At 64.2% G+C, this 23,100-nt stretch carries 23 protein-coding genes, 1 tRNA gene and 1 pseudogene; 18 read left to right on the forward strand and 7 right to left on the reverse strand.

The window, feature by feature from the left end; all coding sequences use genetic code 11:
- Positions 1-34: 34 nt before the first annotated feature.
- The gene (locus ACVIHF_RS32085) at positions 35-211 is read right to left on the reverse strand and encodes an MJ0042-type zinc finger domain-containing protein (RefSeq protein WP_310881097.1); all 177 of its coding nucleotides are present in this window, start codon (positions 209-211) and stop codon (positions 35-37) included.
- Positions 212-603: 392 nt separating this feature from the next.
- On the opposite strand from ACVIHF_RS32085, the gene ACVIHF_RS32090 reads away from it, so the two are divergent.
- The 6 genes from ACVIHF_RS32090 (at position 604) to ACVIHF_RS32115 (ending at position 8,151) form a co-directional block, all read left to right on the forward strand.
- The gene (locus tag ACVIHF_RS32090) at positions 604-1,311 is read left to right on the forward strand and encodes a TetR/AcrR family transcriptional regulator (protein WP_456794141.1); all 708 of its coding nucleotides are present in this window, start codon (positions 604-606) and stop codon (positions 1,309-1,311) included.
- A 19-nt stretch (positions 1,312-1,330) separates the two neighbouring features.
- Positions 1,331-2,302, forward strand: a complete 972-nt coding sequence (locus tag ACVIHF_RS32095; RefSeq protein WP_253588656.1) for an ABC transporter permease — start codon at positions 1,331-1,333, stop codon at positions 2,300-2,302.
- Positions 2,303-2,344: 42 nt separating this feature from the next.
- Positions 2,345-3,361: a sugar ABC transporter substrate-binding protein gene (locus tag ACVIHF_RS32100; RefSeq protein WP_028340412.1), complete on the forward strand. Its 1,017-nt coding sequence runs from the start codon at positions 2,345-2,347 to the stop codon at positions 3,359-3,361.
- 76 nt (positions 3,362-3,437) lie between these two features.
- Positions 3,438-5,564: an ABC transporter permease gene (locus ACVIHF_RS32105; RefSeq protein ID WP_456793122.1), complete on the forward strand. Its 2,127-nt coding sequence runs from the start codon at positions 3,438-3,440 to the stop codon at positions 5,562-5,564.
- Positions 5,561-6,658 carry a hypothetical protein gene (locus tag ACVIHF_RS32110; RefSeq protein WP_456793123.1) on the forward strand — a complete coding sequence of 366 codons (1,098 nt, stop codon included), beginning with the start codon at positions 5,561-5,563 and terminating at the stop codon, positions 6,656-6,658. Before ACVIHF_RS32105 ends, ACVIHF_RS32110 begins: the two co-directional genes overlap by 4 nt.
- Positions 6,655-8,151: a sugar ABC transporter ATP-binding protein gene (locus ACVIHF_RS32115; protein WP_212054233.1), complete on the forward strand. Its 1,497-nt coding sequence runs from the start codon at positions 6,655-6,657 to the stop codon at positions 8,149-8,151. Before ACVIHF_RS32110 ends, ACVIHF_RS32115 begins: the two co-directional genes overlap by 4 nt.
- A 79-nt stretch (positions 8,152-8,230) precedes the next feature.
- Here ACVIHF_RS32115 and ACVIHF_RS32120 read toward each other — a convergent pair whose 3' ends face one another.
- From ACVIHF_RS32120 to ACVIHF_RS32130, 3 genes are read right to left on the reverse strand one after another with little or no spacing between them, the layout of a single operon-like run.
- On the reverse strand, positions 8,231-8,608 hold the full coding sequence (locus tag ACVIHF_RS32120) for a hypothetical protein (protein WP_310881098.1): 378 nt from the start codon (positions 8,606-8,608) through the stop codon (positions 8,231-8,233).
- 47 nt (positions 8,609-8,655) lie between these two features.
- Positions 8,656-8,943 carry a DUF5658 family protein gene (locus ACVIHF_RS32125; protein WP_225161514.1) on the reverse strand — a complete coding sequence of 96 codons (288 nt, stop codon included), beginning with the start codon at positions 8,941-8,943 and terminating at the stop codon, positions 8,656-8,658.
- Positions 8,930-9,739, reverse strand: coding sequence for a sterol desaturase family protein (locus tag ACVIHF_RS32130; protein ID WP_225161513.1), 810 nt, complete (start codon positions 9,737-9,739; stop codon positions 8,930-8,932). Before ACVIHF_RS32130 ends, ACVIHF_RS32125 begins: the two co-directional genes overlap by 14 nt.
- Positions 9,740-9,965: 226 nt before the next feature.
- Between ACVIHF_RS32130 and ACVIHF_RS32135 the strand changes: the two are divergent.
- Positions 9,966-10,290 (forward strand): annotated as a pseudogene (locus ACVIHF_RS32135) (recombinase family protein); the annotation flags it as partial.
- Positions 10,291-10,549: 259 nt separating this feature from the next.
- Complete coding sequence (locus tag ACVIHF_RS32140; RefSeq protein ID WP_456793124.1) at positions 10,550-11,071, forward strand: methyltransferase family protein; 522 nt, start codon at positions 10,550-10,552, stop codon at positions 11,069-11,071.
- Between the two features lie 48 nt (positions 11,072-11,119).
- Here the strand turns inward: ACVIHF_RS32140 and ACVIHF_RS32145 are convergent.
- Positions 11,120-11,196, reverse strand: a tRNA-Arg gene (locus ACVIHF_RS32145).
- 152 nt (positions 11,197-11,348) lie between these two features.
- Complete coding sequence (locus ACVIHF_RS32150) at positions 11,349-12,827, reverse strand: sensor histidine kinase (protein WP_057018967.1); 1,479 nt, start codon at positions 12,825-12,827, stop codon at positions 11,349-11,351.
- Positions 12,828-13,192: 365 nt separating this feature from the next.
- Here ACVIHF_RS32150 and rpmH point away from each other — a divergent pair, with 365 nt between their 5' ends.
- From rpmH to ACVIHF_RS32185, 7 genes are all read left to right on the forward strand, one after another.
- Positions 13,193-13,327, forward strand: coding sequence for a 50S ribosomal protein L34 (gene rpmH, locus ACVIHF_RS32155; protein ID WP_008542748.1), 135 nt, complete (start codon positions 13,193-13,195; stop codon positions 13,325-13,327).
- 32 nt (positions 13,328-13,359) lie between these two features.
- Positions 13,360-13,755 carry a ribonuclease P protein component gene (rnpA, locus tag ACVIHF_RS32160; RefSeq protein WP_438075607.1) on the forward strand — a complete coding sequence of 132 codons (396 nt, stop codon included), beginning with the start codon at positions 13,360-13,362 and terminating at the stop codon, positions 13,753-13,755.
- 3 nt (positions 13,756-13,758) lie between these two features.
- Positions 13,759-15,630: a membrane protein insertase YidC gene (gene yidC, locus ACVIHF_RS32165; RefSeq protein WP_253606273.1), complete on the forward strand. Its 1,872-nt coding sequence runs from the start codon at positions 13,759-13,761 to the stop codon at positions 15,628-15,630.
- A 113-nt stretch (positions 15,631-15,743) separates the two neighbouring features.
- Positions 15,744-16,397: a ribosome biogenesis GTP-binding protein YihA/YsxC gene (gene yihA / locus ACVIHF_RS32170; RefSeq protein ID WP_253606271.1), complete on the forward strand. Its 654-nt coding sequence runs from the start codon at positions 15,744-15,746 to the stop codon at positions 16,395-16,397.
- Entirely contained in the window at positions 16,394-16,762 is a 369-nt protein-coding gene (locus ACVIHF_RS32175) for a DUF423 domain-containing protein (protein ID WP_253606264.1), read from the forward strand. The genes yihA and ACVIHF_RS32175 overlap by 4 nt, the downstream gene beginning before the upstream one ends.
- A 224-nt stretch (positions 16,763-16,986) precedes the next feature.
- A complete protein-coding gene (argB, locus tag ACVIHF_RS32180; protein WP_016848093.1) occupies positions 16,987-17,880 on the forward strand; it encodes an acetylglutamate kinase in 894 nt (297 codons plus the stop codon).
- A gap of 59 nt (positions 17,881-17,939) precedes the next feature.
- Positions 17,940-18,926, forward strand: a complete 987-nt coding sequence (locus ACVIHF_RS32185; protein WP_253609864.1) for a DUF1036 domain-containing protein — start codon at positions 17,940-17,942, stop codon at positions 18,924-18,926.
- 306 nt (positions 18,927-19,232) lie between these two features.
- Here the strand turns inward: ACVIHF_RS32185 and ACVIHF_RS32190 are convergent, their stop codons facing one another.
- On the reverse strand, positions 19,233-20,270 hold the full coding sequence (locus ACVIHF_RS32190) for an IS110 family RNA-guided transposase (RefSeq protein WP_253605065.1): 1,038 nt from the start codon (positions 20,268-20,270) through the stop codon (positions 19,233-19,235).
- Between the two features lie 210 nt (positions 20,271-20,480).
- Between ACVIHF_RS32190 and ACVIHF_RS32195 the strand changes: the two genes are divergently transcribed.
- The 3 genes from ACVIHF_RS32195 to ACVIHF_RS32205 all read left to right on the forward strand — a co-directional run bounded on the left by ACVIHF_RS32195 (position 20,481) and on the right by ACVIHF_RS32205 (position 23,097).
- Complete coding sequence (locus ACVIHF_RS32195) at positions 20,481-21,176, forward strand: pyrimidine 5'-nucleotidase (protein WP_456793125.1); 696 nt, start codon at positions 20,481-20,483, stop codon at positions 21,174-21,176.
- Between the two features lie 252 nt (positions 21,177-21,428).
- Positions 21,429-22,274, forward strand: coding sequence for a 2,3,4,5-tetrahydropyridine-2,6-dicarboxylate N-succinyltransferase (gene dapD, locus ACVIHF_RS32200; protein ID WP_028335932.1), 846 nt, complete (start codon positions 21,429-21,431; stop codon positions 22,272-22,274).
- Positions 22,275-22,485: 211 nt separating this feature from the next.
- Positions 22,486-23,097, forward strand: coding sequence for a DUF805 domain-containing protein (locus ACVIHF_RS32205; RefSeq protein WP_225649466.1), 612 nt, complete (start codon positions 22,486-22,488; stop codon positions 23,095-23,097).
- Positions 23,098-23,100: the final 3 nt, after the last annotated feature.

Below are 23,100 nucleotides of genomic sequence, written 5' to 3' on the forward strand. Positions count from 1 at the left end.
TTTGAGCACGTGTCCTTCACGCGAACCGAAAGCTCTAGTAGGCGTAGGACGTCTTGCCCGGCTGCACGGTCAGCCGAAAGGCGACATCGGTCGAGCCATCCATCAGCTCGATGATGTGGTCGCACACCAGGCAGCGAAACTCACCCGCGACGCCGCCCTTCGACGTCAGTTCGATCCGGCGATAGCCGGCCTGGCAGTGGGGGCACGTCACGTCAGATTTTCGCATCGAATCAGCAAGCCGTTGCGCTCTTGAGCTTCCCACACGCCCATCATCGGAATGTGACGCCCGTCTAACCGGCGTGCTGGTCGACCAGACTACCTGGAATTTGTGCTGTGCTTTCAGCGCGAAAAGTTCCCGACGATAGCCAGAGCGCCGCCGCGCCCAGGCTCGGCAAACACGGCCGCGGACCAAAAAACGAGCGAGCGCTCCCTCAGAAAATTTCATCATCCCCCTTTTCCGGGCGCCATTTCGTGGGCTAGGAATTAGGCAAGGGCATAGAGCCCAGCCCGGACCAGCAACAAAATGAAATGGTCCGGGAGCATAGCCAGGGAGGCAACGTGGGTCTCGCGCGTCAGCGACCGGGGACGGCGAATGCGTTCGCGATGGACGTGCTTTGCGCACGCATCCTCGAACGTCATCGGGATTCCATCCGGGTCCAGAAAACCCATCTCGCCGTTCCGAATCTCACGCGCATCATCGGCGCCACGCTCACGCTTTCCAACAAGCACGGCTTTCACGCCACCACGCTGCGCCAGCTCGCGGAGGCCTCCGGCCTCAGCATGGGCGGCCTCTACACCTACTTCGACAGCAAGCCGACGCTGCTGTCGATGATCCTCGGCGAGGTCGCCGAAACGGTGGCGGAGGTCCTCAACTCGCCGCCCGCCGATGTGAAGCAGGATGCGCGCAAGCATCTGCACTGGATTATCGCGACCCATGTCCGCATGAGCGAGGCGATGCAGCCCTGGTTCGTGTTCTGCTTCATGGAAGCGAAATCGTTTCCTCCGGCGGAGCGCCAGCGCGCCATCGAGATGGAGGTGATGACCGAGAAGATCATCGCCGGCGTCCTCAAGCAGGGCGTCGCCAGCGGTGTCTTCGCGATCGACCAGGTCACGCTGACGGCCTCGCTGATCAAACCGCTGCTGCAGGACTGGTACGTCAAACGCGCCAAGTACCGCAGACGCGGCACCTCAATCGAGGCCTACATCAACACCGTCGGCGCATTCGTCGACGCTGCGGTCGCAGCCAGGACGCGGCCCGGCCGCGTCGCGACCGGCTCCCGCACGAGATCCAGGCAGACGGCGCACCCATAGCCGCAGGAAGGACGAGGCAATGAAGCGATTGCGGTTCAATCAACAGGAGATCGTCTTCGCCGTCTTTGCCGTGCTGTTCCTGGCGTTCTCGATCTTCCTGCGCGGCTTCCTGACGCCGGAGAACATGCTGACGCTGCTGCAGAACGTCGCGGTGCTCGGCATCCTCGGGCTTGCGATGGCGATCGTCGTGATCGGGCGCGGCATCGACATCTCCCTGATCGCAGCGCTCGCGGTGCCGCCGGGGCTCGTGCTGCAGATGGTGCAGAACGGCCACTCGCTGCCGACCGCGCTGGTGACGGCCGTGCTGCTCACGATCGCGTTCGGCCTGGTCAATGGCTGGCTGATCGCCTATGCCGAGGTCCCTTCGCTGTTTGCGACGCTGGCGACCGGCCTGCTGCTCGCCGGCCTCGGGCAGGCCGCGCTGTTTCAGCTCGACGTCGTGCAGTGGAGCGACGGCATGAAGGGCTTCGAGCGACTCGGACAAGGCACCATCCTCGGCATTCCGACCTCGATCGTGATGTTCGCGATCGCCTGCGTCGTGGTCGCGTTCCTGCTGCGCCAGACGCGCTGGGGCGCCTATATCTACGCGATCGGCGATAATCCCTACGCCGCCCGCGTCACCGGCATCCCCTCGCGCCCGATCATCGTGCTGCAATACGTCGTCGCGGCGCTGATCGGCTGCTTCGCGGGCCTCGTGATGGCGGCATCGGTCAACTCGATGCCGACCCGCATCTTCAATTCGACCCTGATCTACGACGTCATCCTCGTCGTCGTGCTCGGCGGCATCGGCCTGTCGGGCGGCCGCGGCGGCGTGCTCAACGTCATCATCGGCACGCTGCTGATCGGCACCATGCTGAACGGCATGACCATCATGGACATTTCCTACGCCGGACAAAATCTCGTCAAGGGTGTCGTCCTGCTGCTCGCCGTCATCACGGATTCATTCCTGAATCCGCGCAACGAAGAAACGGCACAGCAGGGCGACATCTGAACCAAGCCACAAGAACATTCAATCACGACCAAGGAGGAAGCAATGAAATACGCTGTCAGGACTGCAAAGGTGATCGCCGCGGCGCTTGGGCTTGCCGCCATCGCCGCCCCGGCTCTGGCCCAGCAGGGCCTGGACGAGCCGTTCCAGAAGCCGTTCAGGGAAGCCCTCGCCGGCAAGACGGTGGCCTACGTTCCGGTCGCCATGAACTTCGACCTCACCGAAGGCTGGTACGCCGGCATGAAGAAGGAGCTCGAGCCCTTCGGCGTGAAGTTTGAGATCCGCGATCCCAACTGGAACACCAATGCCGGCGCGCAGGCAGTGACCTCGCTGATCTCGGAGAAGCCGGCCGTGATGGTGATCCACAATCCGGACGTCCAGACCTACGCCAAGTTGCTGCAGCGCGCCGAGAACGAAGGCATCTACGTTATCCAGATCAACATGGGATCGGCCTATCGCTCGTCGGCTTTCGTCGGCGCCAACTGGATCGAGATCGGCGAGCGGGACACCGAGGCGGTTGTGAAGGCTTGCCAGGGCAAGTCGAACAAGATCGCGATCGTGCAGGGCGCGCTCTCGGCGGCCGCCAGCGCCTACACGCTCAAGGGCGTCGAGAACGTGCTCGCCAAGCATCCGGAGATCAAGGTGGTCTCGAGCCAGGCGGCCGACTGGGATGCCGCGAAGGCCAAGGCGATCACCCAAACGGTGCTGAAGCAGAATCCTGATCTTTGCGGCATCGTCGGCTTCTGGGACGGTATGGACATCGGCACCGCCGCCGCGGTGAAGGAAGCCGGCCTGACCGGCAAGGTATTCGTTGCGACCTCCGGCGGCGGCGAGCGCAAGGGCGCCTGCGAACTGGTGAAGTCCGGCGCGTTCGATCTCAACATGAGCTACGACGTGCCGACCCAGGCCGCGCAGATGGCCGGCACGATCAAATGGCTGCTGTCGTCGGGCGCCAAGGCCGGCTCGATCAAGGGTTCGGAATACACGACGCTGATTCCGATCACCAAGGAGAACGCGGACAGCCAGACCGCGTGCTGGAATCTCAGTGACCTGAAAAAATAGTCGAACCATTCCCGCTCGACGTCCCGGGCGGCCCCGCCCGGGACGTCGATCTTCCCAAATCGAACGCCTTGCTGGAATGCCGATGCGCGACACCCTGACGAGCCTGCGTTACCGCTACTGGCCGGATCATCTCCTCGGCGAGATCCTGTCCAAGCGTTGGACCGAGACCGCAATACCGGTGATCCTGCTTTTGATCGTCGGCTTCGCGCTCAGCCGTTCCATCGATCACTTCCTGTCGCCGTCGAGCCTTGCCGACACCGCGCGGCAGGCCGGCGAGATCGGCTTCATCGGCCTCGGCATGGCGCTGGTCGTCATTGTCGGCGGCATCGATCTGTCGGTCGGCTCGATCTTCGCGCTGACGGATTTCTGCGCGCTCTATCTGCTCGACGTGCTGAACTGGCCGGTTCCCGCGGTAGTGGTCGCCACCCTCGCCTGCGGTGCACTGCTCGGCGCCGTCAACGGCGTCCTGATCGGCTACTTGCGGCTACGCGCCTTCATCACCACGCTGATCACCCTGATCATCTACCGCTCGGCGTTCGATCTCTTGATCCAGCGCTATTCCAATTCGATCGCCGCGGCCTTCCCCGACATTCCGTCCTGGAATTTCATCGGCGGCGGCGACGTGTTCGGCATTCCGAGCGTCGCAATCGTCTACATCGCGATCGCCATCTTCGGCCATATCTTCATGACGCGGCTGCGCCCGGGCTGGCACATCACCGCGATCGGCGGCTCGCGCCGTTCCGCCTACAACTCCGGCATTCCGGTCCGCCGCACCATCGCGCTCTGCTATGTCGCAAGCGGCGTGCTGACCAGCATCGCCGCGCTGTTCTTCGCGGCCCGGCTCGGCACCGTCGGCGGCGATATCGGCGTCGGCCTCGAGGTGATCGTGCTGACCGCGACCGTGCTCGGCGGCATCACGCTCGGCGGCGGCAAGGGCTCGGTCGCAAAATCGCTGGTCGGCGTGCTGATCGTGCTCTTGATCACCAACGGCCTGACCACGCTCAATGCGCGGGGCGGCATCAACCGCATGGCGCTGGCGGGCATCCTGCTGGTCGCAGCGATGGTCGACATCCGCTGGCAGAAGAACCGCACCCGCATCATCAGCAAGGTCTATGTCGCGCCGACCTATCATGCGCTGCTGCCGCCGCCGCCGGCCACCGAGATCGGCCAGGGCGGCCCGTTCGAGCAGAACGACAAGCTGCGCGACGTCGAATTGATCGGCCTCGGCCGCATCGAGGCGCCGGAGGACGTGATCCTCGATCGCAACAACAATCTCTACGCCGGCTCGCGCCATGGCGACATCATCCGCTTCCATGCGCCCGATTATCAGCGCATGGAGGTGTTCGCCCATATCGGCGGTCAGCCGCTCGGCATGGCGTTCGACCGGCAGGACAATCTTTATGTCTGCATCGGCGGCATGGGCCTTTACCGCATCACGCCCGACGGCACCGTGGAGAAGGCGACCGACGAGACCAACCGCAGCATGCATTCGGTGAACGACGACAGCCGCCTGCGGCTGGCCGACGACCTCGACATCACCGACGACGGCCTGATCTTCTTCTCGGAAGCCACCGTGCGCTACGAGATGGACGAATGGCCGATCGACGGCCTCGAGGCGCGCGGCAACGGCCGCATCATCTGCTACGACACCAAGACCGGCGCCACGCATACGGCGCTGCGCGGCCTCAAATTCCCCAACGGCATCTGCGTCGCCAGCGACGGCCAGTCGATCCTGTTCGCCGAGACCTTCGGCTGCTCGATCAAGCGGCTGTGGTTCGCGGGGCCGAGGAAGGGCCAGGTCGAGGTGGTGATGGACAATCTGCCGGGTTACCCCGACAACATCAACCTCGCCTCCGACGGCAATTACTGGCTGGCGCTGGTCGGCATGCGCAGCCCCTCGCTCGACCTCGCCTGGAAGATGCCGGGCTTCCGCCGCCGCATGGCCAAGCGCGTCCCGGTCGACGAATGGCTGTTCCCGAACATCAACACCGGCTGCGTGGTCAAGTTCAACGAGCAGGGCAAGATTCTCGAATCGTTCTGGGACCTGCGCGGCGAGAACCATCCGATGATCACCTCGATGCGTGAGCATCGCGGTTATCTCTATCTCGGCGGCATCATGAACAACCGGATCGGCCGCTACAAGCTGGAGAACGCCGACCCGAACTTCGTGCAGTATGACAAGCGCTGGGGGAAGCTGTCGTGATCGCGGCCGTCAGGGAATTCGCCAACCGCTTTCTCGGCCGTGGCGAGGCCACCATCACCGTGCCGTCGTTCGACGGCGCACTCAAACCGAACCAGAAACTGGAATCTGCGACCACCTTGCTGGAATGCGAGGCGCCCGAGGATCTCGCAACCGATGGCCGCAACCTCTATGTCGCCGACGGCCGGCGCCTGCTGCGCCTCGACGGCGGCGGAGCGGCCGAGCTGCGCAACTTCGAGCAGCCGATTTCGGCGCTCTGCGCGCTCACCGGCGGCGGCATCGCGGTCGCGCTCGGCGGCCGCGAGGTGCGGCTCTACGCCGATCCCTCGTCGGGCGAGCCGAGCGTGACGTTCAACGACGCCGCCTTCAACGCGATCAACGCGCTGACGCAGGCCGGCGACGGCACCCTGATCGCAACCGACGGCTCGGCGAGCTGCGGCATCGATGATTGGGCGCGCGACCTGATGGAGCTGAACCGAAGCGGCCGCGTGTTCCGGCTCGACCCCAGGACCAGGTCGGTGCAGCCGCTGGCGTCGAAGCTCGGCTACGCCTTCGGCGCCTGCGCGCGCGGCGACGGCGTGCTGGTCAGCGAGAGCTGGCGGCATCGCCTCGTCCTCGTCTCGAACGGACGGCCGCCGCAGGTCGTGCTCGGTCATTTGCCCGTCTATCCGTCGCGGCTGTCGAAGGCCGCGGGCGGCGGCTATTGGCTCACCGCATTCACCGCACGCACCCAGCTGATCGAGTTCGTGCTGCGCGAGCCGGCCTACCGGCGCCGCATGATGGCCGAGATCGACCCGGCCTATTGGGTGACGCCGCGGCTGCGCTCGGGGTTCTCGTTCAAGGAACCGATGCAGGGCGCCCACATCAAGACGATGGGCGTCATCAAGCCGTGGGCGCCGCCGCGCTCCTATGGCCTCGTCATCCGGCTGAGCGAGGACGGCAAGCCGCTGTATTCGCTGCACAGCCGGGTCGACGGCGTCAATCACGGCGTCGTCGCCGCGCTCGAGCTGGGCGGCGATCTTGTGCTGATCGCCAAGGGACCGAGCCGCGTGCTGAAACTGCCCCTCGCCGGGCTCGCCGAGGAGACAGGCTCATGAGCGACACCGTGTTGTCCCTGCGCAAGGCCACCAAGCTCTACGCCGGCGTGCCCGCCATCGAGGGCGTCGATTTCGATCTGCGCCGCGGCGAGATTCACGCGCTGGTCGGCGAGAACGGCGCCGGCAAGTCGACGCTGACCAAGGTGATGGCCGGCGTCGTGACATTGACCTCGGGCGGCATGAGTGTCGATGGCGCGGAGGTCGCGCCGCGGACGCCTCTGGAGGCGCGCAATCTCGGCATCGCCATGGTGTTCCAGGAGAACAGCCTGGTGCCGACCATGACGGTCGCGCAAAACCTGTTCCTCGGGCAGGAGAAATTCTACAACCGGCTGCGCGGCATCTACATCGCCGCCCAGCAGTTCCTGCAATCGCTGAATTTCGACGTGACGCCGACCGCCACCGTGAGCGGGCTCGGCGCCGCCAAGAAGCAGATGGTGGAGATCGCGCGTGCGGTTCTGCACAAGGCCAAGGTCATCATCTTCGACGAGCCGACCGCGTCGCTGACGCCGGAAGAGAAGAAATACTTCTTCGACCTGGTCCGTGACCTCAAGAAGCGCGGCGTCTCGATCATCTTCATCTCGCACGCGCTGGAAGAGGCGCTACTGCTCGCCGACCGCATCACCGTGCTGCGCGACGGCAAGCATGTCATCACCGACGACGCGGCGAAATTCGACCGGGCGGCGATCGTGCAGGCGATGGTCGGGCGCGACCTCTCCAACACGCTGTATGGCGCGCGGAAGACCAGCGTCCGGCCGGCCGGCGCGCGCGTGCTCACGGTGCAGAACCTCAAGATGGCGCCGATGGTGAAGAACAATTCGCTGTCGGTGTTCGCCGGGCAGATCACCGGCGTGTTCGGCCTGGTCGGCGCGGGCCGCACCGAGACCTTCAAGATCGTCTCCGGCGTGTTGAAGCGCGACTTCTTCCACGGCGGCGAAATCATGCTGCACGACAAGCCGGTGCGCTACCGGGTTCCGGCGCCGGCGGTCAAGGCCGGCATCGCCTATGTGACCGAGGATCGCAAGGTCGAGGGCTTCTTCGAAACCGCCTCGATCGCCCGCAACATCTATCTCGGCCTGCTTTCGAAGTTTCCCGGGGGCCGCATGATGTTGTCGCGGCGCGAGACCAATTCGGTCGGCAAGACCTGGACCCAGCGTTTGAAGGTTCGCGCCATCGGCGACGAGGCCAAGGTGGTCGAGCTGTCAGGCGGCAACCAGCAGAAGGTGGTGATCGCCAAATCGCTGGTGCAGGAGCCCGAGCTGATCATCTTCGACGAACCGACCCGTGGTGTCGACGTCGGCGCCATCGTCGAGATCCACGAGCTGATCAACCAGCTCGCCGACGAAGGCAAGGCGGTGGTGGTGATCTCGTCCTATCTGCCCGAGATCATGGCGCTATCCGACCGCATCCTGGTCTCGCGCCAGGGCAAGGTGGTGGAGGAATTCTCCGCGCTCGAAGCCACCGAGGAGAAGATCATGTACGCGGCGATTCATTGATGCCCTGAAACGCGACGCAATTTTGGTTGAAGCGTCAGGTGCGGCGCGGGAAGCCGCCTGCCGCGATCCTGGGCGCACGCTACTTCGGTCCGACGGTTCCGGTCACCTTCAGCCTCGCCGATCTCACCCAACCCGAGACGTCGTTGCCCGTCCCCGGATTGAGGTACATCACCGACGACCAGCCATCCCTGGTTTGCGCATACGCGATCAGCGCGTCATTTGGAATGACGAACACCCCGTGGATCGGACAGTGCAGATTGGGCGCCGAGTAGAATTGCAGCCGACCCGTGCCCGTCACCACATTGGCCAGCGGCGGCGACAGCATCGGGACGCGGCTGGTGCCGGTCTGCGGCTCCTTGCAGTTCGACGGCGTCTGCGCGTGCACGGTCGCTCCCGGAGCCCCCAGGATCAGCGCACACCAGACCATGCAGGCGACGACGAACCTGTCCGACCTCACTGATCCTCCTGACGTCGCCGGTTGCGGCAACCGGCGAAGGGATTGATTCAGTTCGTGCCCGCGATGATGACGAGATTGTTCAGGACAGGCGTGGAGCAGAACGCGACGACGAGAGCGATGTTGTAAACGTTGTTGCTCCGCCAAAGCAGCCACGTGACCACGAACGTCAAGCCAAGCTTGGGCACCAGCCACCAGACACCGAACCACGTCTGCGCCAGATGCATGAACGGGTTCAACTCACCCAATCCGAGACTCAGGATCACATTCGTCGACTCAAGGTCGGCGTAACCCAGCAGCAGAGCGAGGAGCACCAAAAGACCCTTAACCCAATTCATTCCGAGACTCCCGATGCCAGTAATGCCGAAGATGCCGGATTGGCCAGATCACACTGTTGATGATGTCCACGCGCTCAGCCGGCACGAGGCCCGTTGCAGGATATTCGCCCGGCTTCGGTATCCAGGCCGTGCCGAACAGAATGTCGAGAAACGGAAAGCAGGCAGCGAAGTTCTTGTCCCTGTGCTCGGGAAGGACCGAATGATGGATCCGGTGCCATTGCGGATTGTTGATCCATGTCACATACCGACCGAGCGGAATGCGGACGTTGAGATGGGCACACGCATCGGGCATGAAGAAGATAAATCCCACCGCGATCACCATGTCCGGCGGGATGCGGAACAGGATCGCCATGATCGGAAGAAAGGCGTCGGACAACACCCTCTCCAGCCAGAAATGCCGGCCGCCGGTAATGAACGTGACGCCGTTCGCGCTGTGATGGAAGGAGTGCATCGCCCATAGAAAGGGGATCGCATGTTGGAGGCGATGGTATGTGTACTTGTAGAGATCGAATGCAACCACGATGATCGCGAGTGAGACGTACCACCAGTAACCGTCGGTCGGCAGCTTGATCCAACCGAGACCGGTATAGCTCGCAATTTTGCCCGCGGTGATCGCCGCGATCGGAGCGAGCATGGACGACAACCCGAGGCTCACGATCACCGCGAGCCAATCGTCACGAAACTCGGCGTAGGGAACGTCCGCAATCGGCCATCTTTTTTCCAGGATGCGACTGGTGTAGACGATGCCCAGAAATACGGCCGCATAAAATACGGCGTTTGCGATGTCACTCTGCATGAGGGATGACTCGCCGGCTCAAAAGGACAGACAATAAGAATAAAAACATTTCTGTGCCTATAAGCTGAAAAAGCTTATTTTTTCTCAACGCTCCGGCGGGGACAAGCAGGGTTTTTACGGGGCGACCCTCGCCTTCGGCCCGATTCTGACCCGCGCGAGCGCATTTTTCCGGGCCGGTCTCCGATCCGGTGCGGCGACAGCCAGCCGAAGCGAACCCCGCGCCCGCCTGCAGGACATTGCGCGAACCGTGAAGGCGCCTGGTGCATCCCTGAGGGGGCTATACAGAGCAACCCATCGATACCAGCACAGCGGCGTGCAACTGCTTCCTGGACATGCTCGGTGTGTTCACCGAGTTCGAGACCAACCTCCACAGAGAGCGGCAGCTTGAGAGTATCGCGGAGGCCAAGGCACGCGGGATCTACCAGGGCCGCAAAGCGTCCATCGACACCGCCAAAGTGAAGGCGCTCAAAGCTGAAGGCATGGGAGCGTCCGCTATCGCGAAGACGCTCAAGATTGGCCGCGCGTCGGTTGACCGGGCTATTGAGGATTGAGGAGGGAAGCCAATGACACCCGCAGCGCCCTCCAACCGCGGCCACGGACTGTGTGAGTGCAGTGGAAGGCAATCGATCCAGAAGTGTCTGAGGCTATTCTGCTGAAGACGAGCACGCATCAGCTGCCCGAACCAATGGGAGCTTGCGTGAATGGCGCGCCGTGGCCGATGAAGATGGGCACTACGTGTTCGCCGTGGCGCTATGATGCAACGGTTCAATTTTGCCGACCGCCTTGCGACAGGACGGGAAGCAGGTGCCCATGCCGAAAACGATCGCGGTATTGGGCTCTGCCCTCTTCTTTGCGGTTGCGCCCAGCTCGGTGGCGGGGCTCGTTCCCTGGTGGATTACGCGTTGGGAGTTTCGGCCGCCCTTCTTCGATCTCGACGCGACGCGCGCCGTCGGGATCCTGTTGATCGTCGCCGGTCTACCCGGGCTTGTCGACTCGTTTGCACGCTTTGCGCTGCAAGGATTGGGCACGCCGGCGCCGGTCGCACCGACGCAGAACCTCGTGGTGACGGGTCTCTATCGCTATGTGCGCAATCCTATTTACGTTGCCCTTGTCGCCGTCATTCTGGGCCAAGCGGTCTTGTTCGGCGACCAGCGCCTTCTTGGGTACGGTGTGTTGGTGTGGCTCGCCTTCCACGCGTTTGTCGTGGGGTACGAGGAGCCGGCGCTCGTTCGTATGTTCGGAACGGAGTACGAGGATTTCCGGGCCAATGTCCCGCGCTGGATTCCGCGGCTCACGGCCTGGCGAGCCGCACGACGCCGGAATCATTCGTGACGCGGGCGCCACCGCGGGAAGGGCGTGGTACCGCGCCCTGTCGTAAAATGGCGCGCCCGGAACGATTCGAACGTCCGACCCTCAGATTCGTAGTCTGATGCTCTATCCAGCTGAGCTACGGGCGCATTTTCGCGGGTGGGCTTGAGCCCGCATGGTCCCGGGAGGCCCGGAACGTCGCGAAAGAGCGCTCTAGCTACAGGCTCCGGGTCCGGTTGGCAAGGTCTGGAAACGCCAATTTCGGCCGCAGTTTTGGCCGCCCCGGAATACCGGAACGGCCTCAGGCCCTCGCCCGCTCGCTGCGGACCGACAGCAGTTCCACCGGACGATCCGGGATCGAAATCCGGAAGGTGGCGCCGATCGTGCCCTCGACCAGGTGGATGTGGCCGCCGTGGGCCCGGATCAGTTCGGCGGCAATGGCAAGGCCAAGCCCGCTGCCGCCGGGGCGACCGGAGGTCTGGAATGCCTCGAACAAATGCTCGCGCGCCTTGGTCGGGACGCCCGGACCGGTGTCGGAGACCTCGATGATCGCAACCGTCCCCTCGCGGCGGCCGGTGATGCGGATCTGCTGCGCGCCGCCGTCGCCTGCGGGCCGGGTTTCCAGCGCCTGCGCCGCGTTGCGCACCAGATTGAGCAGCACGCGGAACAGCTGGTCCGGGTCGGCGTCGATGGTCAGGCCGCGCTCGATCGCGCTGATCCAGGTGATCGAGACATCGGTGGCAAGCCCGGCCGACTCCCGCACCTCGGCGACCGCGGGCTCCACCATGATGACGCGGCGATCAGGCGCCGCCTCCTGCGCGCGGCCATAAGACAGTGTCGACTGGCAGAAGGCGATGGCGCGCTCCAGCGAGCGCAACAATTTCGGCGCAAAGCGCTGCACCCGCGGGTCGGGCACGCTGGCGAGCTGGTCCGACAGCAATTGCGAGGACGCCAGCAGATTGCGCAAATCGTGGTTGATCTTGGAGACGGCGAGCCCAAGCGCGGCAAGCCGGCTCTTCTGATGCAGCATCGAGACGAGGTCGCGCTGCATGTCCGACAGCTCGCGCTCGGCAACGCCGATCTCGTCGCCGCGCTGGCTCGGCACGATGATTCGCGCCGAACTCTCCGGATTCTCGTGGAAGCCGACCAGGCTCGCGGTCAGCCGCCGCATCGGGCGCACGAACAGATAATGCAGCGCCAGATAGACCAGGCCGGCGGTCAGGCCGGCAATCAACAGCGCGACGACCAAAACGTTGCGCGAGAAGCGGTACATCGCCTGCCGCAGCGGCTTCTCGTCGATCACGACCTCGATGAATTGGGCCTGGCCCGGCGCGGGTCCGACCACGCGGATGGTCTGGTCGCCATGCTCCAGCATGATCTCGAAGGCATCGACGATCGCCGACCACACCGTCATGGTCCGCATGTCGACGTCATGGTCGATCGCGGCCGGCAGGTCGGCGCTGGCGAGCAGCCGGCGCTGCTGTCCCAATTTGATGGCGACGGCACGGGCGCCGATGCTGGTCAGGATCTGCCGCGCCAGCGAATCCGGCACCAGGCCGGACGGGGCGGCATCGAGCACCAGCGCCGCGGTATTGGCGGCGGCCAGGCGGTCATTGAGCCGGTTCATCCGGAAGTTGGCGATCGCCGGGACGTAGATCAGGAGCCCGGCGATCATCACCAGGGGAATCGTCAGCAGCAAAAGCTTGCCCGACAGCCCGAGCCGGGGGGACGGCTTGGGCCGCTGCTTCTGCGCGGTCGCCTGATCGTCAGTTAGAGCCACAAGATAAGGCCTTGTTTGGCTTAGGGGTCGGAAGATGGGGCCCGGCCCCCAAGCCGGTCAAATTACGGATCGCTAATGTGGGCGGTTCCCCGAACGCCCCAAAGCGTCTCCATACCGTCAAATACCCCGCGAAATCAGATATATTCGCCCCAATTGCGACGTTTCGAAGAAGCCTTTTTGCGACGGCCTGTGACATTGACGAAAACAGGGCGCTCCCTTATAAGCCGCGCCAACTGTCCGCGATGGCCCGGTTCTTGACCCGGGGGCGGCTCTTTGGGGCCGTCAACGGCTCGTTTGGGCCCGCCAGCATCACCGGACTCCATCTCAATACAACGGCAAATTGCCCGGTCAGCGGAGAATTACCCGTGAAGCGGACTTATCAACCCAGCAAACTGGTGCGCAAGCGCCGTCACGGCTTCCGCGCCCGTCTCGCCACGGCCGGCGGCCGCAAGGTCCTCGCTGCGCGCCGCGCGCGTGGCCGCAAGCGCCTGAGCGCCTGAGCCCGGACGTCTCCTCTCCGGAGATACCCATTATGGATCGGCTGAGGCAGCGGGCGGATTTCCTCGCCGTTGCCAATGGCGCACGGGCGAATACCACAGCTTTTGTGCTGCAGGGCCGCCGCCGCGACGATCAGGGCCCGATCCGCGTCGGCTATACCGTCACCAAGAAGAACGGCACCGCGACCGAGCGCAACCGCATCCGCCGCCGGCTTCGCGAAGTGATGAGACAGGTCGACGCCGTATTCATGCGGCCGCACCATGATTATGTGCTAGTGGGCCGTCGTGACGCGCTGACCCGCGACTTTGCGACCATGCTTGACGACCTGCGGTCGGCGCTGCGCCGCCTCGACCGGCCTGCGCCCAAGACGGGTACCAACAAGGCGGGTAACAAGAGCGCGCCCAATCCGAATGGAATGACGAGACCCTAAGAGATGTCCGACAACCGCAACACGATCCTTGCCGTCATTCTGTCCGGCCTCGTCCTGATCGCCTGGCAATATTTCTACAATGTGCCGCAGATGGAGAAGCAGCGCGAGGCGCAGCGCCAGGCGGAGTTGCAGAAGCCGGCGCCGCAGGCGACTCCGGGTGCTGCTCCCGGCACCGCTCCGGGTACCTCGGCGACTCCCTCTCCGGCTCCCGGCGCGCCTGCTGCTGACGCTCCGGTCGCGAGCCGCGAGACGGTGCTTGCCTCCGGCCCGCGCATCAAGATCGAGACCCCGCGCGTCACCGGCAGCATCGCGCTGAAGGGCGCCCGGATCGACGACCTGGCGCTGGTTCAGTTCCGCGAGACGGTCGATCCCAAATCGCCGGCTGTCGTGCTGCTTTCCCCGTCGGGCACGGCCGAGCCTTATTACGCCGAGTTCCTGTGGCTGACCGCCAACGGCTCATCGGTGAAGACGCCGAACGCCGAAACCGTCTGGCAGCAGGAGGGATCGAACACCCTGTCGCCGAGCACCCCGGTGATTCTGAAATACGAGAACGGCCAGGGCCTGACCTTCCGCCGCACCATCTCGATCGACGATCGCTACCTCTTCAGCATCAAGGACGAGGTCATCAATCAAGGCAGCGCGCCGGTGACGCTGTATCCGTTCGGTCTGATCTCGCGCGGCGGCAAGCCGCCGGTCTCCGGCTACGCGATTCTGCATGAAGGCCCGATCGGCTATCTCGGCGAACACGGCCTGCAGGAATTCAGCTACAAGAACATCGACGAGGCCAAGACCTCGACCGGCGGAAATTCGCGCGGCATCGTGTTCACGAAGGTCACCGACGGCTGGCTCGGCATCACCGACAAATACTGGGCCACGGCACTGCTGCCGGAGACCACCGCAACGCTCGAAAGCGCCCGCTTCACCACCGGCGACAAGCGCTACCAGACCGACTACATGCTCGGCGCGCAGACCATTCCGATCGGCGGCACCGGCGTTGCCAACGGGCGGCTGTTCGCCGGCGCGAAGGAGGCCGCCACGGTCGGCCTCAACTTCCCGCTGGTCGGCTTCGGCGGCTACAACAAGCAGCTCGGCCTCAACCATTTCGATCTCCTGATCGACTGGGGCCATTTCTACTTCATCACCAAGCCGATGTTCCTGGCGCTCGACTGGTTCTATCGCCTGGTCGGCAATTTCGGCATCGCGATCCTCTTGGTGACCGTGATCGTGAAGCTGTTGTTCTTCCCGCTCGCCAACAAGTCCTACGCCTCGATGGCGAAGATGAAGTCGGTGCAGCCGCAGCTGCAGGCGCTGAAGGAACGCTATCCTGATGACCGCGTGAAGCAGCAGCAGGAGATGATGGAGATCTACAAGAAGGAGAAGATCAACCCGATCGCGGGCTGTCTTCCCGTCGCCTTGCAGATCCCGGTGTTCTTCTCGCTCTACAAGGTGCTGTTCATCACCATCGAAATGCGGCACGCGCCGTTCTTCGGCTGGATCAAGGACCTCTCGGCGCCTGATCCGACCAATCTGTTCACGCTGTTCGGCCTGATTCCGTTCGATCCGATCGCGCTGCTCGGACCGCATTTCGGCGCCTATCTGGTGATGGGTATCTGGCCGATCATCATGGGCATCACGATGTGGGTCCAGATGAAGCTCAATCCGGCGCCGCCGGATCCGACCCAGAAGATGATCTTCGACTGGATGCCGCTGATCTTCACCTTCATGCTGGCCGGCTTCCCGGCGGGTCTCGTGATCTACTGGGCCTGGAACAACCTGCTGTCGGTGCTGCAGCAGAGCTTCATTATGCGCAAGAATGGCGTGAAGGTGGAGCTGTTCGACAATCTGAAGGCGACGTTCGCCAAGAAGACGACCTAGGTAGCACCGTCATTGCGAGCGAAGCGAAGCAATCCACGCCTCAACACGAGGAGAAATGGATTGCTTCGTCGCTTCGCTCCTCGCAATGACGGAACGAGAGTGGGGCGCCGCGCATGAGCACCGAACCCGATGCGGCGCTGATCGAGCAAGGCCGAAAGCTGTTCGCCGGCGACTGGCGCTTCATCTGGGCCTCGCCCTCGATCGAGACGCTGCCGCCGATGGCCGGCCTCGAGGTCGCCTTCGCCGGCCGCTCCAATGTCGGCAAGTCGAGCCTGATCAACGCGCTGACCGGCCGCAGCGCTCTGGCGCGAACATCGCACACGCCCGGCCGCACCCAGGAACTGATCTTCTTCGAGGGGCCTGAGAAGGCCGCCTTCCGCCTGGTCGACATGCCCGGCTACGGCTACGCCTCGGCGCCGAAGACCAAGGTGGCGTCGTGGACGGCGCTGATCCACAAATTCCTGCTCGGGCGCGCGACGCTGGCACGGGTCTACGTGCTGATCGACGCGCGCCACGGCATCAAGGACGTCGATCTCGACGTGCTGAAGACGCTGGACAAGTCCGCGGTGAGCTATCAGGTCGTGCTGACCAAGGCCGATCAGGTGAAGGCCGGCGAACTCAAGACCGTCATCGCCGACACGTCAGCAACGCTCGCAAAACATCCCGCCGCCTTCCCCGAAGTGCTGGTGACCTCGTCGCGCACCGGCGACGGCATGCCGGAGCTGCGTGCCGCCATGGTGCGCCTGATCGAGGAACGGCGCCGATGAGCGGGGCATCCCGCTTCCTGATCGGCCTTGCCGCCATCATGGGCGCTTGCGGCGTGATGCTGGCGGCGGCCGCAGCCCATCTGCCTGACGCCACGCGGCTGGCGGCGGCATCCTCGATGCTGCTGTTCCATGCACCCGCCGTAGTCGCGACCATCGCGGTCGCGGATCGCACGATCATCCATGCGAAGCTCGCAGTCGTGGCGGCGGCCGGCTTCGTCATCGCGGCGTCATTGTTCGCGGGCGACCTCGTGCTGCGCCAATATGCCGGCCATGGATTGTTTCCGATGGCTGCGCCGACCGGCGGAACGCTCTTGATCCTGAGCTGGCTGGTACTGGCGGTCGCGGCGGTGTGGCCGAAGCGGTGATGACCGCCATACTTCCTTCTCCCCTTGTGGGAGAAGGTGGCGCGGATGCAATCCGCGCCGGATGAGGGGTCTCTATCCGCGGAGACAAACGCCTCACCCGGCTTCAATGCCGTCGCATCGAAGCCACCCTCTCCCACAAGGGGAGAGGGTCAAGACCGCTTTGCGCCCTGCCCGCCAATCAGATAGAACCGCGCCACCCCTCCGCTGACGACGAGACCAGCCCCATGACCGACCAGCACATCAGCCCGCTCGATCAGGCCCGCATCCTGTCCGAGGCGCTGCCGCACATGCAGGAATATGACGAGGAAACCATCGTCATTAAATATGGCGGCCATGCCATGGGCGCCGAGGACACCGCGAAGGCGTTCGCGCGCGACATCGTGCTGCTCGAGCAGACCGCGATCAATCCGGTGGTCGTGCATGGCGGTGGGCCGCAGATCGCGACCATGCTGAAGCGCCTCGGCATCCAGTCGGAATTCGCCGCGGGCCTGCGCATCACCGACGCCGCGACCATCGAGATCGTCGAGATGGTACTGGCGGGCTCGGTCAACAAGCAGATCGTCGGCTACATCAACGAGGCGGGCGGCAAGGCCGTGGGCCTCTCCGGCAAGGACGGCAACATGGTGAAGGCGTCGAAGACGACGCGCACCATGGTCGATCCGGATTCCAACATCGAGAAGGCCATCGATCTCGGCTTCGTCGGCGACCCCGAAAAGGTCGACCTCACGCTGCTCAATCAGCTGATCGGCTATGAGCTGATCCCGGTGCTGGCGCCGCTGGCGACCTCGCAGGACGGCCAGACCCTGAACATCAACGCCGACACCTTCGCCGGCGCGATCGCGGGCGCGCTCAAGGCCAAGCGCCTGTTGCTGCTGACGGACGTGCCGGGCGTGCTCGACAAGTCCAAGAAGCTGATTCCGGACCTGTCGATCAAGGAAGCCCGCAAGCTGATCGCCGACGGCACGATTTCCGGCGGCATGATCCCGAAGGTCGAGACCTGCATTTACGCGCTCGAACAGGGCGTGCAGGGCGTCGTGATCATCGACGGCAAGACGCAGCACGCGGTGCTGCTCGAGCTCTTCACCAACCAGGGCACCGGCACGCTGATCCACAAGTAATGGCAGACGCGGGACACACGGCGAGGATTCCTCGCCGGTCGCTGCCGGCGCGGCTCGCGATGGCGCTGCCGGCCGCGCTGGTGTCGTTCCTGTTCTCGTCGGCGCCGGCGCATGCCGACCTCAAGCTCTGCAACCGCATGAGCTATGTGATCGAGGCCGCGATCGGCATCGACGACAAGGCCGCGACCGCGACACGCGGCTGGTTCCGCATCGATCCCGCGACCTGCCGGGTCGTGGTGCAGGGCGCGCTCACCGCCGACCGCGTGCTGCTCAATGCGCGGGCGCTTGGCGTCTATGGCGCTTCGCCGATCCCGCAGAACGGCACCGACACGCTCTGCGTGGCGCAGGACAATTTCGTGATCGCCGCCGCGCGACAATGCCGCTCCGGCCAGATGCCCGCGCAATTCACCCAGATCACGCCGACGAAGACCGACGACGGCCATCTGGTCGCCTATCTCGCCGAAGACAGCGAATATGACGACGAGCAGGCGCGCCTCGCCGGCATCCAGCGCCTGCTGGTGATCGCGGGCTACGATGCCGCGCCGATCGATGGCGTCGACGGGCCGAAGACCCAGAGTGCGCTGTCGGCGTTCCTCAGGAGTCGCGGGCTCGCCAGCGACATCGTGCAGTCGCCGAATTTCTTCGCCACCATGATCGATGCCGTGCAGAAGCCGTCGCCATCGGGGCTGACCTGGTGCAATGACACGCCGCACAAGGTGATGGCCGCGGTTGCAACCGACGACGGCAAGGTGGTGACCAGCCGCGGCTGGTATCGCATCGACCCCGGCAAGTGCCTGCATCCCGACGTATCAGGCGCGCCGAAGCAGATCTATTCGTTTGCCGAAGCGGTCGACAACGACAACCGGGCCATCCGCATCAGGGACAAGCCGCTGAACTGGGGCGGCGGGGTCCAGCTCTGCACCCGCGAAAGCAAGTTCGAGATCAACGAACAGGGCGACTGCAGCACCCGCGGCCTCGCCGCGCTCGGCTTCACCACCGTCGACATGACCAGCGGCGGCAAGACGCTGCGCTTTGCGATGCCGTGATGAAGATAATGAGGCCGCAAACATCGATGTCGTCCTGGCGAAGGCCAGGACCCATATGTGGACGGCCCCCGTGGCACAAGAGCTGTTTGGTGAGATCGGATCGCTTGCATCCATATGTCCGGCCTGTTGGGTGCGATCGAATGGATCGCTGGCCAAGATGGTTTGCGCGATGCGAGTTCCAAACAACCACGCGGCCTGTTGGCGGCCGATGGGTCCTGCGGACTGTCTCGCATCGTTGCTCGATCGATCGCTCCATCTGCTCTTGCAGCTCCGGTCGGCCGGCGAGCGAGCCCGCCGGCTAATCGATTAGGCGGCGGCTGTCATGGGATTCATCCGTGCCGCCTCGTAACTCTCGCCCGTTGCCATCAGCTTCCAGGCGATACGGGCCACTTTGTTGGCGAGCGCCACGGCCGCAAGCTTCGGCGGCTTGCGCTTGATCAGGGCCAGCAGCCAGCGCGAGTGATGACCGCGTCCCCGCCTGGCCTGCTGGATCACCGCTGTGGCCCCGACCACCAGCAGACGGCGCAAGTTCTCATCGCCAGCCCGCGTGATCTTGCCAAGCCTGGTCTTGCCAGCGGTGGAGTGGTCCTTGGGTGTCAATCCCAGCCAGGCCGCAAAATGACGACCAGAACGGAACGTGCGCGGATCAGGTGTCTTCATCACCAGCGCGGTTGCAACGATCGGACCGACCGAGGGGATCTGAGCCAAGCGCCGGCCCGTGGCATCGGCGCGGTGCCAGGCCATCAGCTTGGCCTCAACCGCCTCCAACTCACCCTCGAGCCTGACGCGCTCCCGGCCCAGCACCACAAACAGCTCGCGCGCCAGAACCGGAAGCGTCTCGTCCTGCGCAATCCGCACCAGCAGGGGTTCGATCGCGTCCAGTCCCTTGGGGGCGATCAGGCCATACTCCGCCGCGTGGCCGCGTATCGTATTGGTCAGCTGGGTGCGCCGGACGATCAATCCGTCGCGGACACCCATCAGCATCAGCGCGGCCTGCTGCTCGGCCGTCTTCACCGGCACGAAGCGCATGCTCGGCCGGCTCATCGCTTCACACAGGCCTTCTGCATCCCGCCCGTCATTCTTGTTCCGCATCACGTAGGGTTTGACCAATTGCGGTGCCATCAGCTTCACCTCGTGACCGAGCTTGGAAAGCTGACGCGCCCAATGTTGCGAAGCCCCGCAGGCCTCCATCCCGATCACAGTCGGCGGCAATTTGGCGAAGAACTCCAGCACTTGTTTGCGCGACAGCTTCTTGCGCAGCACCACCTGCTCCGCCGCATCAACCCCATGCAGCACAAAAATATACTTCGACGTATCAATCCCAATGCGGATAATCTGGTTCACGGACGGCTCCCATGTATGAGATCTAGACAACCTCATTCTGGCACACTGATGCCGTAGGGGGCCGTCCACACCATCAACCACAAGACTGCGTTTGGCGAAGAACGACGAGCACCGTGCCACATTGATAGATTCCGCGGTATGGGTCCTGGCTTTCGCCAGGACGACGGCGGAGGGCGGAACGACGTTCACGCTGACAAGTGGAGAGCCACAATGAATACTCCCCGCAGCTTCGGCCATGTCGAGACCTGGGTGTTCGACCTCGACAACACGCTGTACCCGCATCACGTCAACCTGTGGCAGCAGGTCGATGCGCGGATCGGCGAGTTCGTCAGCAACTGGCTGAAGATCTCTCCCGAGGAAGCACGGCGGCTGCAGAAGGACTATTACCTGCGCTACGGCACCACGATGCGCGGTATGATGACCGAGCACGGCGTGCAGGCCGACGACTATCTCGCTTATGTGCACAAGATCGACCACTCGCCGCTGCAGCCGAATCCGGCGATGGGGGCTGCGATCGCCAGGCTGCCGGGACGCAAGCTGATCCTGACCAACGGCTCGGTCGACCATGTCGATGCGGTGCTGGGCCGGCTCGGCATCGGCAACCATTTCGACGGCGTGTTCGACATCATCGCCGCCGATCTCGAGCCGAAGCCGGCGCCGCAGACCTACCAGAAGTTCCTCAGGCTCCACGACGTCGATCCGGCGAGGGCTGCGATGTTCGAGGACCTCGCGCGCAACCTGGTGGTGCCGCATGAGCTCGGCATGGCCACCGTGCTGGTCGTGCCCGACGGCAGCCAGCAGGTGGTGCGCGAGGCCTGGGAGCTCGAAGGCCGCGACGCCGCCCATGTCGATCATGTCACGGACGATCTCACCGGCTTCCTGCAGCGGCTGAACGGAAAGCCCTGACCTCTCCCCACGTCGTCCCGGCGAAAGCCGGACCCATAACCACCAATCTCTGTGTGGCTACGCGCCGTGGCCCCAGCGTGCCGCAACGCTGGCATTCGTGGTTATGGGTCCCGGCTCGCGCTTCGCTTGGCCGGGACGACGGAAAAGAGACCACTCGGCGACGGAGGAGTTTGCCTTGACTCCGCGGCCCCAAATTCCGAAAAAGCCCCGCAAAATCCCGTCATAATCCCCGATACGCCAAGGATTGTCCCGATGTCGCTGTCCGCCCTCGAAACCACCGTCAACACCGCGTTCGACGCCCGCGAAGGCATTTCGACCTCGACCAAGGGCGAGGTCCGCGAGGCGGTCGACCACGCGCTGGAGCTGCTCGACAAGGGCGAGGCCCGCGTCGCCGAGCGCGAGACGAGCGGCAAGTGGAAGGTCAATCAGTGGCTGAAGAAGGCCGTGCTGCTGTCGTTCCGCCTCAACGACATGGGTCAGATCGCGGGCGGCCCGGGCAAGGCATCGTGGTGGGACAAGGTGCCGTCGAAGTTCGAGGGCTGGGGCGAGAACCGTTTCCGCGACGCCGGCTTCCGCGCCGTGCCGGGCGCGATCGTGCGCCGCTCGGCCTTCATCGCCCGCAACGTCGTGCTGATGCCCTCCTTCGTCAATCTCGGCGCCTATGTCGATGAAGCCACCATGATCGACACCTGGTCGACGGTCGGCTCCTGCGCCCAGATCGGCAAGCGCGTGCACATCTCCGGCGGCGTCGGCATCGGCGGCGTGCTCGAGCCGCTGCAGGCCGAGCCCGTGATCGTCGAGGACGACTGCTTCATCGGCGCGCGCTCGGAGGTCGCCGAGGGCGTGATCGTGCGCAAGGGCGCGGTGCTGTCGATGGGCGTGTTCCTCGGCGCCTCGACCAAGATCGTCGACCGCGAGACCGGCGAAATCTTCGTCGGCGAGGTCCCGGAATATGCCGTCGTGGTGCCCGGCACCCTGCCGGCCAAGCCGCTGAAGAACGGCCAGCCGGGACCTGCCACCGCCTGCGCCGTGATCGTCAAGCGGGTCGACGAGCGCACCCGCGCCAAGACCAGCATCAACGAGCTGCTGCGGGACTGATCGGTCTTCCGCTGCAATAATCTATCACCGTCACCCTGAGGAGGCCGCGAAGCGGCCGTCTCGAAGGGTCGACGGCCCCACCGTGGCCGTTCACCCTTCGAGACGCGCTACGCGCTCCTCAGGGTGACGGATCACATTTCGAACCAAGCACCTCTCGAAAACGACATATCTCCGGGCCGCGAAGAATTGCCGCAGCCCGGAGCTTATTTTCATGGACTGGGCCAACTACCTGTTCGGCTTCAAGGGCCGCGTCAACCGGGCCAAATTCTGGCTCGCAGGGCTGATCATCGTCTGCTGGATGATGTTCCTGGCTTTACTCGCGGTCTCGGCCGGCCTCGGCGGCAAGAACGGGTTCAGCTTCAATGTCGACGACATCTTCCGGGCCTTCGACCCCGACAGCTACAAATCGCTGAGCTGGGCCGGATTGCCGGCATTGCTGGTCAAGGCCTGCGGAACGTTCTTGTTCGTTTGGGTCTATGTCGCGGTCTCGATCAAGCGCCTGCACGACCGCGACAAGAGCGGCTGGTGGATGGTCCCGTTCTTCGCGATCCCGGGTCTCGTGAGCCAGTTCTCGGATCGGCTCCCCGATGAATCCTATTGGGTGATGGCCGCGGGCCTGATCGTCTTCGTGCTCTATGTCTGGGGCTTCATCGAGCTCGCCTTTTTGCGCGGCACCAGCTACCCCAATCGCTATGGCCCCAATCCGCTTGGGAAAACCCATGTGCGGCAAGGCCGCGACAGCGGGTCGCGCTCCGCGCGCGGCTGGGATCAGCAGAGCGAGCTCGATATCGTGCCGCACAAAGCTGGTCCACCCGCCGTGTGACGT

This window comes from Bradyrhizobium sp. USDA 4506, from assembly GCF_054058795.1.

Excerpts from the sequence above, each read along its gene's own strand:
- ACVIHF_RS32140 (WP_456793124.1), top strand. The coding sequence starts at position 10,550 with ATGCCGAAAACGATCGCGGTATTGGGCTCTGCCCTCTTCTTTGCGGTT.
- rnpA (WP_438075607.1), top strand. The coding sequence starts at position 13,360 with ATGGATCGGCTGAGGCAGCGGGCGGATTTCCTCGCCGTTGCCAATGGC.
- yihA (WP_253606271.1), top strand. The coding sequence starts at position 15,744 with ATGAGCACCGAACCCGATGCGGCGCTGATCGAGCAAGGCCGAAAGCTG.
- ACVIHF_RS32105 (WP_456793122.1), top strand. The coding sequence starts at position 3,438 with ATGCCGATGCGCGACACCCTGACGAGCCTGCGTTACCGCTACTGGCCG.
- ACVIHF_RS32125 (WP_225161514.1), bottom strand. The coding sequence starts at position 8,943 with ATGAATTGGGTTAAGGGTCTTTTGGTGCTCCTCGCTCTGCTGCTGGGT.
- ACVIHF_RS32130 (WP_225161513.1), bottom strand. The coding sequence starts at position 9,739 with ATGCAGAGTGACATCGCAAACGCCGTATTTTATGCGGCCGTATTTCTG.
- ACVIHF_RS32100 (WP_028340412.1), top strand. The coding sequence starts at position 2,345 with ATGAAATACGCTGTCAGGACTGCAAAGGTGATCGCCGCGGCGCTTGGG.
- dapD (WP_028335932.1), top strand. The coding sequence starts at position 21,429 with ATGTCGCTGTCCGCCCTCGAAACCACCGTCAACACCGCGTTCGACGCC.
- yidC (WP_253606273.1), top strand. The coding sequence starts at position 13,759 with ATGTCCGACAACCGCAACACGATCCTTGCCGTCATTCTGTCCGGCCTC.
- ACVIHF_RS32090 (WP_456794141.1), top strand. The coding sequence starts at position 604 with ATGGACGTGCTTTGCGCACGCATCCTCGAACGTCATCGGGATTCCATC.
- ACVIHF_RS32205 (WP_225649466.1), top strand. The coding sequence starts at position 22,486 with ATGGACTGGGCCAACTACCTGTTCGGCTTCAAGGGCCGCGTCAACCGG.
- ACVIHF_RS32195 (WP_456793125.1), top strand. The coding sequence starts at position 20,481 with ATGAATACTCCCCGCAGCTTCGGCCATGTCGAGACCTGGGTGTTCGAC.
- ACVIHF_RS32115 (WP_212054233.1), top strand. The coding sequence starts at position 6,655 with ATGAGCGACACCGTGTTGTCCCTGCGCAAGGCCACCAAGCTCTACGCC.
- ACVIHF_RS32185 (WP_253609864.1), top strand. The coding sequence starts at position 17,940 with ATGGCGCTGCCGGCCGCGCTGGTGTCGTTCCTGTTCTCGTCGGCGCCG.
- ACVIHF_RS32175 (WP_253606264.1), top strand. The coding sequence starts at position 16,394 with ATGAGCGGGGCATCCCGCTTCCTGATCGGCCTTGCCGCCATCATGGGC.
- ACVIHF_RS32095 (WP_253588656.1), top strand. The coding sequence starts at position 1,331 with ATGAAGCGATTGCGGTTCAATCAACAGGAGATCGTCTTCGCCGTCTTT.
- argB (WP_016848093.1), top strand. The coding sequence starts at position 16,987 with ATGACCGACCAGCACATCAGCCCGCTCGATCAGGCCCGCATCCTGTCC.